Here is a 16303-nt window from a genome sequence, read left to right on the forward strand (position 1 = left end):
GAACCTCGTCGCGCGATAAAAAAGGCCCGGCCGGCTTACGCCGGTCGGACCCGTCCGGGCGGGCCGCCCCTGCATCGAAGCAGGCGCCCGCGTTGCCGGTGCGTGCGTTACTCGACGGCCTTCACCATGTCCTCGATGACCTTCTTCGCATCGCCGAAGACCATCATCGTCTTGTCCATGTAGAAGAGATCGTTGTCGAGGCCCGCGTAGCCGGCCGCCATCGATCGCTTGTTGACGATCACCGTGCGCGCCTTGTATGCCTCGATGATCGGCATCCCCGCGATCGGCGATTTCGGATCGTTCTTCGCGGCCGGATTCACCACGTCGTTCGCGCCGAGCACCAGCACCACGTCGGCCTGGCCCATCTCGCCGTTGATGTCCTCCATCTCGAACACGATGTCGTACGGCACTTCCGCTTCCGCGAGCAGCACGTTCATGTGCCCCGGCATCCGCCCGGCAACCGGATGGATCGCATAGCGCACGTCGACGCCGTTCTCGATCAGCTTGTCGGTCAGCTCCTTCAGCGCGTGCTGTGCGCGGGCGACGGCCAGCCCGTAGCCCGGCACGATCACGACCGATTCCGCGTTGCCGAGCATGAACGCCGCGTCGTCGGCCGAACCCGACTTCACCGGGCGCTGCTCCTGCGCGCCCGCCGCGCCGCCGGCCGCCGCCTCGCCGCCGAAGCCGCCGAGGATCACGTTGAAGAACGAGCGGTTCATCGCGTGGCACATGATGTACGACAGGATCGCACCCGACGAGCCGACGAGCGACCCGGCGATGATCAGCATCGCGTTGTTCAGCGAGAAGCCGATGCCGGCCGCCGCCCAGCCCGAATACGAGTTCAGCATCGACACGACCACCGGCATGTCCGCGCCGCCGATCGGGATGATGATCAGCACGCCGAGCACGAACGCGATCGCCGTCATGATGATGAACGGCAGCCACGCCTGCGTGATGACGAACAGGATGCCGAAGCCGAGCATCGCGATCGCGAGCATCAGGTTGATCAGGTGCTGGCCCGCGTACACGACCGGCGCGCCCTGGAACAGCCGGAACTTGTACTTGCCCGACAGCTTGCCGAACGCGATCACCGAACCGGAGAACGTGATCGCGCCGACGAACGTGCCGATGAACAGCTCGACGCGGTTGCCGTACGGGATGAAGTTCGACGCGACGGCGTCCTGCGGCACGAGCCCGAACGCTTCCGGCTCCGACACTACCGCGTACGCGATGCACACGGCCGCGAGACCGATCAGCGAGTGCATCGCCGCGACGAGTTCCGGCATCTTCGTCATCTCGACGCGCGCGGCGACGAACGCACCGACGCCGCCGCCGACGATCAGCGCGCCGAGCACCAGCGCGATGCCGAGCGGCAGGTTCGCGCCGAGCCAGGCCGCCTGCTTGACGATCAGCGCGACCGTCGTGAGGATCGCGATGGCCATCCCGACCATCCCGAACAGGTTGCCGCGCCGCGCGCTCTTCGGGTTCGACAGGCCTTTCAGCGCCTGGATGAAGCACACCGAAGCGACGAGGTACAGCAGCGTAACGACGTTCATGCTCATCGCGCGCCCTCCTTGCCGCCCTCGACACGCTTGGGCTCCTTCTTGCGGAACATCTCGAGCATTCGCCTCGTCACGAGAAACCCGCCGAACACGTTGACGGCCGCGAGCGCGACCGCGAGCGTGCCGAAGAACTTGCCGGTCACGCCGACGGTAAGCGCCGCCGCGAGCATCGCGCCGACGATCACGATCGCCGAGATCGCGTTGGTCACGGCCATCAGCGGCGTATGCAGCGCCGGCGTGACGTTCCAGACGACGTGGTAGCCGACGTACACCGCCAGCACGAAGATGATCACGTTGATCACCGTGTGATTGATGACTTCCATGGTCCCCCCGTTATTTGCGCGTGAGCTCGCCGTCGCGGCACAACAGCGTCGCGGCGACGATATCGTCGGTCAGGTCGATGTTCAGCGTGCCTTCCTTCGTGACGATCAGCTTCATGAAGTCGAGCAGGTTGCGCGCGTACAGCGCCGACGCGTCCGACGCGACCATCGATGCAAGATTCGTGTAGCCGGCGATCGTCACGCCGTTGTGCACGATCACCTGGTCGGCGACCGTCAGCGGGCAGTTGCCGCTCTTCCTGCCGTCGAATTCCGGGCCGCGGCCGGCCGCGAGATCGACGAGCACCGAGCCCGGCTTCATCGACTGCGCGGTTTCGACCGAAATCAGCGTCGGCGCCGGGCGCCCGGGAATCAGTGCCGTGGTGATCACGATGTCGGCCTGCTTCGCGCGCTCGTGCACGAGCGCGGCCTGGCGGCCGAGCCATGACGGCGGCATCGGGCGCGCATAACCGCCGACACCCTGCGCGGCCTCGCGCTCTTCGTCGGTTTCGAACGGGACGTCGAGGAATTTCGCACCGAGCGACTCGATCTGCTCCTTCACGGCCGGCCGCACGTCGGAAGCCTCGATCACGGCGCCCAGCCGCTTCGCGGTCGCGATCGCCTGCAGGCCCGCGACGCCCGCGCCGAGAATCAGCACGCGCGCGGCCTTCACCGTGCCCGCGGCCGTCATCAGCATCGGGAAGAAGCGCGGATACAGCGCCGCGGCGACGAGCACGGCCTTGTAGCCCGCGATGTTCGCCTGCGACGACAGCACGTCGAGACTCTGCGCACGCGTCGTGCGCGGCGCGGCTTCGAGCGCGAAGGCCGTCACGCCGGCCGCGGCCAGTTTCGCCGCCTGCTCGCCGTTGAACGGATCGAGCATGCCGACCAGCACGGAGCCGCGCTTCAGCGAAGGCAGTTCCGCGTCGGTGGGCGCCTGGACCTTCAATACGATGTCGGCATCAAAAGCGGCCGACTGGTCGGTCAATTCGGCACCGGCGGCCGCATAGGCCTGGTCGGGATAACTGGCTGCGACGCCGGCCCCTTTCGCGATACTGACGCGATGGCCGGCAGCCGCGTATTTCTTCACGGTTTCCGGCGTCGCAGCCACACGCGCCTCGTTCGCCCGCGTTTCAGCAGGCACTCCAATATGCATTGTCAGTTCCTCCAGTCATTGTCAGTATTTCTTTTCTTGCGATTTTTACTGCACAACGAGCCGGACAGGCTGACTTACCGGCTCACGGGCAACGGCGTTCACGCTGCACTTTAACCGAAAGCGATGGTTGCGCCAGCACATTCCGCACGATCGTGCGCGAATGCGACATTAACCCGGCTCGTAGCGCCACGCATCGGCGGGACGGACGATTTGCAAGGGTCGGATTGGTCTAATGAGACGCCGGGCAGCGTTCGGGCGCAACCGGTAAAATGCCGAACCATGAAACCCGAAATCTGGACCCCGCATGTGACGGTCGCCGCGCTCGTCGAGCACGCCGGCCGCTTTCTCGTGATCGAGGAAGAAACCTCGACGGGCCTGCGCATCAACCAGCCGGCCGGCCATCTCGAAGCCGGCGAAACGCTGGCCGACGCCGTGATCCGCGAGACGCTCGAGGAAACCGCGCACCCGTTCACGCCCGACGCGCTCGTCGGCGTCTATCTCGCGCACTACGACCGCCCCGGCACCGCCGGCGCGACCTACCTGCGCTTCACGTTCTGCGGCACCGCCGGCGAACCGGTCGCGGGCCACGTGCTCGACGACGGCATCGTCCGCACGCTGTGGATGACGGCCGACGAACTGCGCGCATGCAGCGAGCGCCACCGTTCGCCCGCGGTGATGCGCTGCGTCGACGACTATCTCGCCGGGCGGCGCATTCCGCTCGATTTCGTGCACACGCATTCGGTCGCGCCGCGCCCCGAAGCATTCGAACGTCAGGCGGTCAACAAATGAGCAAGCGCCGTGTAGTGGTGGGCATGTCGGGCGGCGTCGATTCGTCGGTGACCGCGTGGCTGCTGAAGGAACAGGGCTACGACGTGGTCGGCCTGTTCATGAAGAACTGGGAAGACGACGACGACGGCGAATACTGCTCGACGCGCCAGGACTGGATCGACGTCGTGTCGGTGGCCGACCTGATCGGCATCGACGTGGAAGCCGTCAACTTCGCAGCGGAATACAAGGACCGCGTGTTCGCCGAGTTCCTGCGCGAATACTCGGCCGGCCGCACGCCGAACCCCGACGTGCTGTGCAACGCCGAGATCAAGTTCAAGGCGTTCCTCGACCACGCGATGTCGCTCGACGCGGAAATGATCGCGACCGGCCACTATGCGCGCGTGCGCGAGCGCGACGGACGCTTCGAACTGCTGAAGGCGTTCGATCATACGAAAGACCAGTCGTACTTCCTGCACCGGCTGAACCAGGCTCAACTGTCGAAGACGATGTTCCCGCTCGGCGAGATCCCGAAGACGAAGGTGCGCGAGATCGCCGCGCAGATCGGGCTGCCGAACGCGAAGAAGAAGGACTCGACCGGCATCTGCTTCATCGGCGAACGGCCGTTCCGCGATTTCCTGAATCGCTACCTGCCGACGAAACCCGGCCCGATGAAGACGCCCGACGGCAAGGTCGTCGGCGAGCACATCGGGCTCGCGTTCTACACGTTCGGCCAGCGCAAGGGCATCGGCCTCGGCGGCAGCAAGAGCGGCAGCGGCGAGCCGTGGTTCGTCGCCGCGAAGGACATCGCGTCGAACACGCTGTATGTCGTGCAGGGCCACGATCATCCGTGGCTGCTGTCGCGGCAGCTCGTCGCCGGCAACGTGAGCTGGGTCGCCGGCGAGCCGCCGGCGGAAGGCTTCGCGTGCGGCGCGAAGACGCGCTACCGGCAGGCCGATGCCGCGTGCGTGTTTGCACGTGCCGGCGGCGAGCGCTTCTCGCTCGCGTTCGACGACGCGCAGTGGGCCGTCACGCCCGGCCAGTCGGCCGTGCTGTACGACGGCGAGATCTGTCTCGGCGGCGGCATCATCGAAAGCGCCGCGGCCAGCGATCAGCAGGGGCTCGACACACCCGCGCCCGCACTCGCGGACGCGCGCTGACGCGCCGCGGGCGCCGACTGCAAGCGGCTGCGGCCGCCCGCCTTTTCAACGCATGCGCTGCACGGCCGCATCGTAGCGCTCGCGCGCCGCGTCGAACTCCGGGAAATGCCGCTCGGCCCGGCGGTCGGGCGCCATGGGCGTCTCCACCGGCGTCAGCCGGTACTCGGCATGCGCGCGGCGATCGCGACGCGCGCCTCTCGCAGCGCTCACGGACTACCGTGCGCGGCTGGGCGACTGGCACGCGCGGCCGCAGGTGCCGTTCAACCGCGACGCGGACTTCGAAGCCGGCGTCCGGCTGAAGCGCAACGCGCCCGCCTACGGCCCGTTCATCCGCCACACCGGCGCCGGAAGCCGGGCGGCGGCTCGGCAACGCGAGCTTCACGGGACCCGTAGTAGACTCTCGACCATCGTGGGCGCCGGCGGCGGTCAGGCACGGTACGGGCGCCACGCCCGCCGGCCCGGCGCAACGCTGCGGGCGCCGACCTGCCAGCCGCCGGGCGACCGCTCGCGAGCGGCGGCCATCCGAATAATTACGATGGAGTCCCCATGTTTTCCCGACGCTATCTCGCGATGTGGTGCGCGGTCCTGCTGTTCGTGGCCGTCGCGGCGCTCGCCGCGCGGCACGCGATCGCGTGGCTGTGGATCCTGATCCCCGCCGCCCTCGTCGCGCTCGGCCTGTACGACCTGAGGCAGGACCGCCACGCGATCCTGCGCAACTACCCGCTCTGGGGCCACTTCCGCTTCCTGTTCGAGTTCATCCGCCCCGAGATCCGCCAGTACTTCGTCGAGGACGACACCGACGAGAAACCGTTCTCGCGCGCGCAGCGCAGCCTCGTCTACCAGCGCGCGAAGAACGTCGCCGACAATCGCCCGTACGGCACCGAGCTGAACGTGAAGGCCGTCGCGCACGAATGGATCAGCCACTCGCTCGCGCCGACGAAGCTGCCGAATCACGATTTCCGCATCCGCGTCGGCGCGAATCGCGCGCAACCGTATGACATTTCGATCTTCAACATCTCGGCGATGAGCTTCGGCTCGCTGTCCGCGAACGCGATCCGCTCGCTGAACCTCGGCGCGAAGAAAGGCGGTTTCGCGCACGACACCGGCGAAGGCTCGCTGTCGAAGTACCACCGCGAGAACGGCGGCGACATCATCTGGGAAATCGCGTCGGGCTACTTCGGCTGCCGCAACGACGACGGCACGTTCAACCCGGACAAGTTCGCGAAGCAGGCCGCCGATCCGCAAGTCAAGATGATCGAGGTGAAGCTGTCGCAGGGTGCGAAGCCCGGCCATGGCGGCGTGCTGCCGGCCGCGAAGATCACGCCGGAGATCGCCGAGACGCGCGGCGTGCCGATGGGCAAGGACTGCATCTCGCCCGCGACGCACTCCGAATTCTCGACGCCGCGCGGGCTGCTCGAATTCGTCGAACGGCTGCGCACGCTGTCGGGCGGCAAGCCGACCGGCTTCAAGCTGTGCGTCGGCCATCCGTGGGAATTCTTCGGGATCGCGAAGGCGATGGTCGAGACCGGCATCGTGCCGGACTTCATCGTCGTCGACGGTGCGGAAGGCGGCACGGGCGCGGCGCCGCTCGAATTCACCGACCACGTCGGCGTGCCGCTGCAGGAAGGGCTGCTGCTCGTGCACAACACGCTCGTCGGGATCGGCGTGCGCGACCGCGTGAAGATCGGCGCGAGCGGCAAGATCATCACCGCGTTCGACGTCGCGCGCACGCTCGCGATCGGCGCGGACTGGGTGAACTCGGCGCGCGGCTTCATGTTCGCGGTCGGCTGCATCCAGGCGCAGACCTGCCACACGGGCCGCTGCCCGACCGGCGTCGCGACGCAGGACCCGGTGCGCCAGCGCGCGCTCGTCGTGCCCGACAAGGCCGACCGCGTGTACAACTTCCACCGCAATACGCTGCACGCGCTGCAGGAACTCGTGCAGGCGGCCGGCCTCGCGCATCCGTCCGAGCTGCGCGCGCATCATATCGTGCAACGTATCACGCCGCACGAGGTCCGGCTGATGTCGCAGTTGCTGAAGTACCTGAAGCCCGGCGCGCTGCTCGACGGCAACCATTGCGGCTTCTCGCTGTACGACAAGTGGTGGCCGATTGCGCGCAGCGATTCGTTCACGCTTGGCGAGGCCGTATACGCGTCGATCGAGTGACGCTCGCGACCGCCCCGCTGCCGGGCGGCCCGGCAAAAAGAAAAGCGCCCCGCGGGGCGCTTTTCTTTCGTCTGCCGAATGTGTGACTGCGTGGCCGGCAGCGGCTCAGTTCTGCGGCAGCGTGTCGACGAACGACTGCCGCTGCAGCAGCTTCACGAAGTGCTTGTCGAGGTTCGGGTGGCGATCGCGCCAGTTGACCTCGGGCATCCGGAAGTCGAGATAGCCGAGCGCGCAGCCGAGCGCGATGTCGGCGAGCGAGTAATGATTACCGACGCACCACGTCTTGCCGCCGAGACCCTGCGACATCGCGACGAGACCGTCGTCGATCTTGCGCTGCTGGCGCGCGATCCAGCTCGCGCTGCGCTGCACCTCGTCGCGCATCGTGTGTTCGATGCGAATCGCGACCGCCGCGTCGAGCACGCCGTCGCCCAGCGCTTCCCAGCAGCGCACTTCGACGCGCTCACGGCCCGACTGCGGAATCAGCTTGCCGACCGGCGACAGCGTATCGACGTATTCGCAGATCACGCGGGAATCGAACACCGCGGCACCATCCTCCATCACGAGGCACGGGACCTTGCCGAGCGGATTCGATGCATGAATATCCGTCTCCGGCGCCCACACGTTCTCGAGCTCCAGCTTGTAGTCGATCTTCTTTTCAGCGAGCACGATCCGCGCCTTTCGGACGTACGGGCTGCTGAGCGAACCGATTAATTTCATCATCTGCCTTTTTAAGGGAACCGCCGAGAGTATACGTTGTCGCCGATCATAACCGGCCAGCGTCGCGCGGTAGAAAATCGCTCGGCCGGCCTGTGGATGGTTTGCAACAGCCGCCGCCGCGGGCCTTCCGGCGCGGCTTCCCGCCCCTCTCTCACGCGCCGCGTCCCGCGGCGCTACAATCGCGTGATGAATGCGCCCCTCGATACCGCCATCGCCGTCGACGTCTACCGCCAGCGCCGTGAACGCGTGCTTGCCGCACTGCGCGCCGCCGGCGGCGGCGTCGCCATCGTCCCCACCGCGCCGGAACTGCTGCGCAACCGCGATACGGCCTACCCGTACCGGTACGACAGCTACTTCCACTACCTGACGGGCTTCACCGAACCGGATGCCGTGCTCGTGCTGAACGCGGCCGCACCGCACAGCGCGCCGGAGTCGATCCTGTTCTGCCGCGGCAAGAATGTCGACCGCGAGATCTGGGAAGGCTTCCACTACGGGCCCGAAGCCGCGCGCGACGCGTTCGGCTTCGACGCGGCGTTCGCGGTCGACGTGATCGACACCGAGATGCCGCGCCTGCTCGCCGATGCGGGCACCGTGCACTACCGGTTCGGCGCGTCGGCCGATTTCGACCGGCAGCTCGCGGGCTGGCTCGACGCGGTGCGCGCACTCGCGCGCACGGGTGTCGCCGCGCCGGACGCGATGCTCGACCTCACGCCGCTCGTCGACGACATGCGGCTCGTGAAGGACGAGCACGAACTCGCGATCATGATGCGAGCCGCGCACATCTCCGCGCTCGCGCACCGCCGCGCGATGCAGGCGTGCCGCCCCGGCATCCGCGAGTACGAACTCGAGGCCGAGCTGCTGTATACGTTCCGCAAGCACGGCGCGCAGGCGCCAGCGTACGGCTCGATCGTCGCGGCCGGTGCGAACGCGTGCGTGCTGCACTACCCGGCCGGCAACGCGGCCGCACAGGACGGCGACCTGATCCTGATCGATGCCGCGTGCGAACTCGACGGCTACGCGTCGGACATCACGCGCACGTTCCCGGCCAACGGGCGCTTCTCGCCCGCGCAGCGCGCGCTGTACGACATCGTGCTCGCCGCGCAGCAGGCCGCGATCGATGCGACGCGCGCGGGCGTACCGTTCGAGGCGCCGCACGACGCGGCCGTGCGCGTGCTCGCGCAGGGGCTGCTCGACACCGGCATCATTCCGAAAGCGCGCTTCTCGAACGTCGACGACGTGATCGCCGAGCGCGCGTACGCGCGCTTCTACATGCATCGCACGGGCCACTGGATCGGCATGGACGTGCACGACTGCGGCGACTACCGCGAGCGGCTCGCCGAGCGCGACGGCAACGGCGCGCTGCCGTGGCGCACGCTGAAGCCCGGCATGACGCTGACGGTCGAGCCCGGCCTGTATGTGCGCGCAGCCGACGACGTGCCGCCCGAGTACTGGAACATCGGCATTCGCATCGAGGACGACGCAATCGTGCGCGAGCACGGCTGCGAGCTGATCACGCGCGGCGTGCCTGTCGAGGCCGCCGAGATCGAAGCGCTGATGCGCGCGGGCGCATGACCGGCCGCTGCCGACCGTTACCTCCGTTTCACGAATCAAGATGACGACCGCTTCCTCCCCGGCCACGCCGGACTACGACCTCGCCATCGTCGGCGCGGGCCCCGTCGGGCTTGCGCTCGCCGGCTGGCTCGCGCGCCGCAGCGCAACGCAGCACGCGTCGATCGCGCTGATCGATGCGCGCGAACCGGCCGCGAGCGTGAACGACCCGCGCGCGATCGCCGTCTCGCACGGCAGCCGCGTGCTGCTCGACACGCTCGCGTGGCCTGCCGACGCGACGCCGATCGAACATATCCACGTATCGCAGCGCGGCCATTTCGGCCGCACGCTGATCGACCGCGACGAGCACGACCTCGCCGCGCTCGGCTATGTCGTGCGCTACGGCTCGCTCGTGCAGGCGCTCGCGGGCGCCGTGCACGGCACGCGCGTCGACTGGCTCACGTCGACCACCGCGCGCGCGCCGCAGCAGGACGCCGACGGCGTCACGCTGACGCTCGACGGCCCGCAGGGCGAACGCACGCTGCGCGCGCGCATCGTCATCAACGCCGAAGGCGGGCTGTTCCACGAACAGCAGGCCGACGCCGGCAAGCACCGCCGCGACTACGGGCAGACCGCGCTCGTCGGCACGGTCACGGTATCGGCGCCGCGTCCGAACGTCGCATGGGAACGCTTCACGCACGAAGGCCCGCTCGCGCTGCTGCCGCTCGGCGGGCCGCGCCAGGCCGACTACGCGCTCGTCTGGTGCTGCACACCCGACGACGCGGCGCGCCGCGCGGCGCTGCCCGACGACGCGTTCCTGCGCGAGCTCGGCAGCGCGTTCGGCGAACGCATGGGCCGGTTCGTCGCAATCGCGGGCCGCGCGTCGTTCCCGCTCGGGCTGAACGCCGCGCAGACGCTCGTCAGCGGCCGCGTCGCGATCGTCGGCAATGCCGCGCAAACCCTGCACCCCGTCGCGGGCCAGGGGCTCAACCTCGGGCTGCGCGACGCGCATACGCTCGTCGACGCGCTGTCCGCGCAAGGCTTCGAAGCGACCGCACTTGCGACCTTCAACGCGCGCCGCGCGCTCGACCGGCGCTTCACGATCGGCGCGACCGACACGCTGGCGCGCCTGTTCACGATCGACACGGGCCCGCTCCCGCTGCTGCGCGGCGCCGCGCTCACCGCGCTCGAATTCGTGCCGCCGCTCAAGAAGGCGATCGCGCGCCAGATGATGTTCGGCCAGCGCAACTGACGCGCGGGCGCACCGTACGATGCGCCCGGCCGGACCACACAAACCGGGTCAAATCGGCGGGGCATGGGAATACGGTAAAATGCGCGTTTTCCCTCCGCCCTTTTCATGCCCGCGCCGGTCGCGGGCGGTGCCATTGCGATGCCCGTTATCGGCTCTCACGTATTGCGTAACAACCTGTTCGTCGCCCCGATGGCCGGGGTGACGGATCGTCCGTTCCGCCAGCTGTGCAAGCGGCTGGGGGCCGGTTACGCCGTGTCCGAGATGGTCGCGTCCAACGCGCAGCTGTGGAAAAGCGCGAAGACGATGCGGCGCGCGAACCACGCAGGCGAAGTGGAGCCGATCGCGGTGCAGATCGCCGGCGCCGACCCGGCGATGATGGCCGAAGCGGCCCGCTACAACGTCGACAACGGCGCGCAGATCATCGACATCAACATGGGCTGCCCGGCGAAGAAGGTCTGCAACGTCGCGGCCGGCTCCGCGCTGCTGCAGAACGAGCCGCTCGTGCAGCGGATCGTCGAGGCCATCGTCGCGGCGGTCGGCACCGGGCCCGATGCGGTGCCCGTCACGCTGAAGATCCGCACCGGCTGGGATCGCGAGCACAAGAACGCGATCACGATCGCGCGCCTGGCCGAAGCCGCCGGCATCTCGATGCTCACCGTGCACGGCCGCACGCGCGCCGACCTGTACCGCGGCGACGCCGAATACGACACCATCGCGGCCGTGAAGGCGGCCGTGCGGATTCCGGTCGTCGCGAACGGCGACATCACGTCGCCCGCAAAAGCGAAGGCCGTGCTCGATGCAACCGGTGCCGACGCGCTGATGATCGGTCGTGCCGCGCAAGGCCGGCCCTGGCTGTTCCGCGAAATCGATCATTTCCTGCAAACCGGCGAGCTGCTGCCCCCGCCGCTGATCGACGAGATCCAGCACGTGATGAACGAACACCTGGAAGACCACTACGCTTTCTATGGTGAATTCACGGGGGTCCGTACTGCGCGCAAGCACATCGGCTGGTACACTCGCGGCCTTTCCGGTGCCAACGGGTTCCGGCACAGGATGAACACGCTCGATTCCACCCGCGAGCAACTCGCCGCCGTCAATGCATTCTTCGACGCGCAAAAGGCGCTGTCGGACCATCTCGTCTACGTCGATGACGAAGAGGAAAACGGCCAGGGCGAGTCGGACGACCATAACCAGTTAGCAGCATGAGCAAGCACAACATCGAACAATGTGTCCGCGAGAGCCTGGACGTGTATTTCCGGGATCTAGACGGCTCCAATCCGCACGACGTCTATGAAATGGTGATGTCCTGCGTCGAAAAGCCGATGCTCGAGGTCGTGCTCGTACAGGCGGGCGGCAACCAGTCGCTCGCCGCGGAGTACCTCGGCATCAATCGCAATACGCTGCGCAAGAAGCTGCAGCAGCACGGCCTGCTGTAGTCGGCCGTCCCGTCCCCGTTTCCCTGGCTATTGGTGGTTCCATCATGATCAAGCAAGCGCTCATTTCCGTTTCCGACAAGACCGGCATCGTCGACTTCGCGAAGTCGCTGTCCGACCTCGGCGTCAAGCTGCTGTCGACGGGCGGCACCGCGAAACTGCTCGCCGACGCGGGCCTGCCCGTTACCGAAGTGGCCGACTACACCGGCTTTCCGGAAATGCTCGATGGGCGCGTGAAGACGCTGCACCCGAAGGTGCACGGCGGCATCCTCGCACGCCGCGACCTGCCCGAGCACATGCAGGCACTGGAACAGCACGGCATCCCGACGATCGACCTGCTCGTCGTGAACCTGTACCCGTTCGTCGCGACGATCGCGAAGGACGACTGCACGCTCGCCGATGCGATCGAGAACATCGACATCGGCGGCCCGACGATGCTGCGCTCCGCTGCGAAGAACCACCGCGACGTGACGGTCGTCGTCGATCCGGCCGACTACGCGGTCGTGCTCGATGAAATGAAGGCGAACGGCAACACGGTCGGCTACCCGACCAACTTCCGCCTCGCGACGAAGGTGTTCGCGCACACCGCGCAATACGACGGCGCGATCACGAACTACCTGACGAGCCTGACCGACGAGCTGAAGCACGCATCGCGCAATGCGTACCCGGCGACGCTGAACATGGCGTTCGACAAGGTGCAGGACCTGCGCTACGGCGAGAACCCGCACCAGAGCGCAGCGTTCTACCGCGATATCTCGACGCCGGCCGGCGCGCTCGCGAACTACCGCCAGCTGCAGGGCAAGGAACTGTCGTACAACAACATCGCGGATTCCGACGCGGCGTGGGAATGCGTGAAGACGTTCGACGCACCGGCCTGCGTGATCATCAAGCATGCGAACCCGTGCGGCGTCGCGGTCGGCAACGACTCGGCCGACGCGTACGCGAAGGCGTTCCAGACCGACCCGACCTCCGCGTTCGGCGGCATCATCGCGTTCAACCGCGAAGTCGACGAGGCGGCCGCGCAGGCCGTCGCGAAGCAGTTTGTCGAAGTGCTGATCGCGCCGTCGTTCTCCGACGCCGCGAAGCAGGTGTTCGCCGCGAAGCAGAACGTGCGCCTGCTCGAAATCGCACTCGGCGACGGCCATAACGCATTCGACCTGAAGCGCGTGGGCGGCGGCCTGCTCGTGCAGTCGCTCGATTCGAAGAACGTGCAGCCGCACGAGCTGCGCGTCGTCACGAAGCGCCACCCGACGCCGAAGGAAATGGACGACCTGCTGTTCGCGTGGCGCGTTGCGAAGTACGTGAAGTCGAACGCGATCGTGTTCTGCGGCAACGGCATGACGCTCGGCGTCGGCGCAGGCCAGATGAGCCGCGTCGATTCCGCGCGCATCGCGAGCATCAAGGCGCAGAATGCCGGCCTGACGCTGGCCGGCTCGGCCGTCGCGTCGGATGCGTTCTTCCCGTTCCGCGACGGCCTCGACGTCGTCGTGGCAGCCGGCGCGACCTGCGTGATCCAGCCGGGCGGCTCGGTGCGCGACGACGAAGTGATCGCGGCAGCCGACGAACACAACATCGCGATGATCCTGACGGGCGTGCGCCACTTCCGTCACTGATCGCATGCGGCCCGCGCGGCTGCAACACGAAAACCCGGCGACGCAGCACCCGCCGGGTTTTTTATTGCGCGGCGCCGGCGTGCGCGACCTTGCGGCCGGCTCGCCGCACCATTCGTTGTAGTATCGCTGCATCACGCATCTCTCCTCACTCATGCGAATTCTCGGCATCGACCCCGGCCTGCGCGTCACCGGCTTCGGCGTCATCGACGTCAGCGGCCACCGGCTCGCCTATGTCACGAGCGGCGTGATCCGCACGCCGACGGCCGACCTGGCCACCCGGCTCGGCACGATCTTCCAGGGCGTGTCGACGATCGTGCGCGAACATGCGCCCGACCAGGCCGCGATCGAAAAGGTGTTCGTCAACGTGAACCCGCAGTCGACGCTGCTGCTCGGCCAGGCGCGCGGCGCCGCGATCTGCGGCCTCGTCGCGGGCGGGCTGCCGGTCGCCGAATACACGGCGCTGCAGCTCAAGCAGGCCGTAGTGGGCTACGGCCGCGCGACCAAGACGCAGATGCAGGAGATGGTCACGCGGCTGCTCAACCTCTCCGGCCAACCGGGCTCCGATGCGGCCGACGCGCTCGGCATGGCGATCTGCCATGCGCACGGCGGCAACACGCTCAGCACGCTCGGCGGCCTCGCACCGGTGCTCGCGAAGAAAGGGCTGCGCGTGCGGCGCGGGCGGCTGGTCGGCTGATGCCGGCGCGCGCCGGCGCCCTGCCCACCGGACCAACCGTCTTGCCCGTGCGCAACGCACACATGACACGCACCGCTTCGGCCTGACGGCCAAGCCCATCGGCATTGCGCCGCGCGTGCGCTACACTCGCGCTTTCTTCCTTGCATCCCGCCATCCATGATCGGTCGCATCGCCGGCATCCTGCTCGAAAAGAACCCGCCCCACCTGCTCGTCGACTGCAACGGCGTCGGCTACGAAATCGACGTGCCGATGAGCACCTTCTACAACCTGCCGCAGACGGGCGAGCGCGTCGTGCTGCTCACGCAGCAGATCGTCCGCGAGGACGCGCACCTGCTGTACGGCTTCCTGACGCCGCAGGAGCGCACGACCTTCCGCGAGCTGCTGAAGATCACCGGCATCGGCGCGCGCATGGCGCTCGCCGTGCTGTCCGGCATGAGCGTGCAGGAGCTCGCGCAGGCCGTGACGATGCAGGACGCCGCGCGCCTCACGCGCCTGCCCGGCATCGGCAAGAAGACGGCCGAGCGCCTGCTGCTCGAGCTGAAGGGCAAGCTCGGCGCCGACCTCGGCGCGCTCGCCGGCGCCGCGTCGGCGTCCGACCACGCGACCGACATCCTCAACGCGCTGCTCGCGCTCGGCTACTCCGAGAAGGAAGGCCTCGCCGCGATCAAGAATGTGCCGGCCGGCACCGGCGTGTCCGAAGGCATCAAGCTCGCGCTGAAGGCGCTGTCGAAGGCGTAACGCCCGCCAGAACCGACTGTCGGACGCAGTGTCGCGCCGCCGCGCGGCGCGCGCCAGTCGGCCGTCCGGCCAGTTCGGACCGCGAGCGGCGCGCGGTACAATGGCCGCATGATTGAAACCGACAAACTCGCCACCGAGCAGCGGATCATCGCCGCCACGCCCACCTCGTCGCACGAGGAGGTGTTCGAACGCGCGCTGCGGCCGCGCCAGCTCGACGACTACGTCGGCCAGGAAAAGGTGCGCGGCCAGCTCGAGATCTTCATCGAAGCCGCCAAGCGCCGCTCCGAGCCGCTCGACCACGTGCTGCTGTTCGGGCCGCCGGGTCTCGGCAAGACGACGCTCGCGCACATCATCGCGCGCGAGATGGGCGTGAACCTGCGCCAGACGTCGGGTCCCGTGCTCGAACGCGCGGGCGATCTCGCCGCGCTGCTGACGAACCTCGAAGCGAACGACGTGCTGTTCATCGACGAGATCCACCGGCTGTCGCCGGTCGTCGAGGAAATCCTGTATCCGGCACTCGAGGATTACCAGATCGACATCATGATCGGCGAAGGTCCGGCCGCGCGCAGCGTGAAGCTCGACCTGCAGCCGTTCACGCTCGTCGGCGCGACCACCCGCGCGGGGATGCTGACCAACCCGCTGCGCGACCGTTTCGGGATCGTCTCGCGCCTCGAGTTCTACGACGCCGATCAGCTGTCGCGCATCGTGCGGCGCTCGGCGTCGCTGCTGAACGCGCAGATCGATCCGAACGGCGCGCTGGAAATCGCGAAGCGCTCGCGCGGCACGCCGCGGATCGCGAACCGGCTGCTGCGCCGCGTGCGCGACTTCGCGGAAGTGAAGGCCGACGGCCAGATCACCGCAGCCGTTGCCGATGCCGCGCTCGCGATGCTCGACGTCGATCCGGTCGGCTTCGACCTGATGGATCGCAAGCTGCTCGAGGCGATCCTGTACAAGTTCGACGGCGGCCCGGTCGGCATCGACAACCTGGCAGCGGCGATCGGCGAGGAGCGCGACACGATCGAGGACGTGCTCGAGCCGTACCTGATCCAGCAGGGCTTCCTGCAGCGCACGCCGCGCGGGCGCGTCGCGACGCTGCTTACGTACCGCCACTTCGGGCTCTCCGCGCCCGACGCCGGCAGCGCCGAACGCGGCATGTGGGATACGCCCGCCGGGAAGTAACCG

15 protein-coding genes are annotated in these 16303 nt (G+C 67.9%); 11 read left to right on the top strand and 4 right to left on the bottom strand.

Going from position 1 to position 16303, the window contains the following annotated elements:
- Positions 1-107: 107 nt before the first annotated feature.
- The 3 genes from DM992_RS00485 to DM992_RS00495 are packed head-to-tail and all read right to left on the bottom strand — an operon-like array spanning position 108 to position 3035.
- On the bottom strand, positions 108-1562 hold the full coding sequence (locus DM992_RS00485; RefSeq protein ID WP_111015284.1) for an NAD(P)(+) transhydrogenase (Re/Si-specific) subunit beta: 1455 nt from the start codon (positions 1560-1562) through the stop codon (positions 108-110).
- A complete protein-coding gene (locus DM992_RS00490) occupies positions 1559-1885 on the bottom strand; it encodes an NAD(P) transhydrogenase subunit alpha (protein ID WP_034182754.1) in 327 nt (108 codons plus the stop codon). The genes DM992_RS00485 and DM992_RS00490 overlap by 4 nt, the downstream gene beginning before the upstream one ends.
- 10 nt (positions 1886-1895) lie before the next feature.
- The gene (locus DM992_RS00495; protein ID WP_111015285.1) at positions 1896-3035 is read right to left on the bottom strand and encodes a Re/Si-specific NAD(P)(+) transhydrogenase subunit alpha; all 1140 of its coding nucleotides are present in this window, start codon (positions 3033-3035) and stop codon (positions 1896-1898) included.
- A gap of 279 nt (positions 3036-3314) precedes the next feature.
- Here DM992_RS00495 and DM992_RS00500 point away from each other — a divergent pair, with 279 nt between their 5' ends.
- The 3 genes from DM992_RS00500 to DM992_RS00515 all read left to right on the top strand — a co-directional run bounded on the left by DM992_RS00500 (position 3315) and on the right by DM992_RS00515 (position 7126).
- On the top strand, positions 3315-3824 hold the full coding sequence (locus DM992_RS00500; protein ID WP_049030822.1) for an NUDIX hydrolase: 510 nt from the start codon (positions 3315-3317) through the stop codon (positions 3822-3824).
- Positions 3821-4960 carry a tRNA 2-thiouridine(34) synthase MnmA gene (gene mnmA / locus DM992_RS00505; protein ID WP_111015286.1) on the top strand — a complete coding sequence of 380 codons (1140 nt, stop codon included), beginning with the start codon at positions 3821-3823 and terminating at the stop codon, positions 4958-4960. Before DM992_RS00500 ends, mnmA begins: the two co-directional genes overlap by 4 nt.
- 546 nt (positions 4961-5506) lie before the next feature.
- A complete protein-coding gene (locus tag DM992_RS00515) occupies positions 5507-7126 on the top strand; it encodes an FMN-binding glutamate synthase family protein (protein WP_111015287.1) in 1620 nt (539 codons plus the stop codon).
- Positions 7127-7231: 105 nt separating this feature from the next.
- On the opposite strand, the gene DM992_RS00520 is transcribed toward DM992_RS00515, so the two are convergent.
- A complete protein-coding gene (locus tag DM992_RS00520; RefSeq protein WP_111015288.1) occupies positions 7232-7846 on the bottom strand; it encodes a glutathione S-transferase N-terminal domain-containing protein in 615 nt (204 codons plus the stop codon).
- Between the two features lie 183 nt (positions 7847-8029).
- Between DM992_RS00520 and DM992_RS00525 the strand changes: the two genes are divergently transcribed.
- The 8 genes from DM992_RS00525 to ruvB all read left to right on the top strand — a co-directional run bounded on the left by DM992_RS00525 (position 8030) and on the right by ruvB (position 16300).
- Entirely contained in the window at positions 8030-9415 is a 1386-nt protein-coding gene (locus DM992_RS00525) for an aminopeptidase P N-terminal domain-containing protein (RefSeq protein WP_111015289.1), read from the top strand.
- A 40-nt stretch (positions 9416-9455) separates the two neighbouring features.
- Complete coding sequence (locus tag DM992_RS00530; RefSeq protein ID WP_111015290.1) at positions 9456-10643, top strand: UbiH/UbiF/VisC/COQ6 family ubiquinone biosynthesis hydroxylase; 1188 nt, start codon at positions 9456-9458, stop codon at positions 10641-10643.
- A gap of 138 nt (positions 10644-10781) precedes the next feature.
- Positions 10782-11849 carry a tRNA dihydrouridine synthase DusB gene (gene dusB, locus DM992_RS00535; protein ID WP_111017753.1) on the top strand — a complete coding sequence of 356 codons (1068 nt, stop codon included), beginning with the start codon at positions 10782-10784 and terminating at the stop codon, positions 11847-11849.
- Positions 11846-12079 carry a Fis family transcriptional regulator gene (locus DM992_RS00540; protein ID WP_006476892.1) on the top strand — a complete coding sequence of 78 codons (234 nt, stop codon included), beginning with the start codon at positions 11846-11848 and terminating at the stop codon, positions 12077-12079. The genes dusB and DM992_RS00540 overlap by 4 nt, the downstream gene beginning before the upstream one ends.
- A 44-nt stretch (positions 12080-12123) precedes the next feature.
- Entirely contained in the window at positions 12124-13689 is a 1566-nt protein-coding gene (gene purH, locus DM992_RS00545; protein ID WP_034182747.1) for a bifunctional phosphoribosylaminoimidazolecarboxamide formyltransferase/IMP cyclohydrolase, read from the top strand.
- Positions 13690-13840: 151 nt separating this feature from the next.
- Entirely contained in the window at positions 13841-14383 is a 543-nt protein-coding gene (ruvC, locus tag DM992_RS00550) for a crossover junction endodeoxyribonuclease RuvC (protein WP_111015291.1), read from the top strand.
- Positions 14384-14539: 156 nt separating this feature from the next.
- Positions 14540-15121 carry a Holliday junction branch migration protein RuvA gene (gene ruvA, locus DM992_RS00555; RefSeq protein ID WP_006401679.1) on the top strand — a complete coding sequence of 194 codons (582 nt, stop codon included), beginning with the start codon at positions 14540-14542 and terminating at the stop codon, positions 15119-15121.
- A 108-nt stretch (positions 15122-15229) separates the two neighbouring features.
- Complete coding sequence (gene ruvB / locus DM992_RS00560) at positions 15230-16300, top strand: Holliday junction branch migration DNA helicase RuvB (RefSeq protein WP_111015292.1); 1071 nt, start codon at positions 15230-15232, stop codon at positions 16298-16300.
- The last annotated feature ends 3 nt before the right edge of the window (positions 16301-16303 follow it).

Origin of the sequence: Burkholderia sp. JP2-270, assembly GCF_003233675.1 — a bacterium.
In the GTDB taxonomy this organism is placed as follows: domain Bacteria; phylum Pseudomonadota; class Gammaproteobacteria; order Burkholderiales; family Burkholderiaceae; genus Burkholderia; species Burkholderia pyrrocinia_C.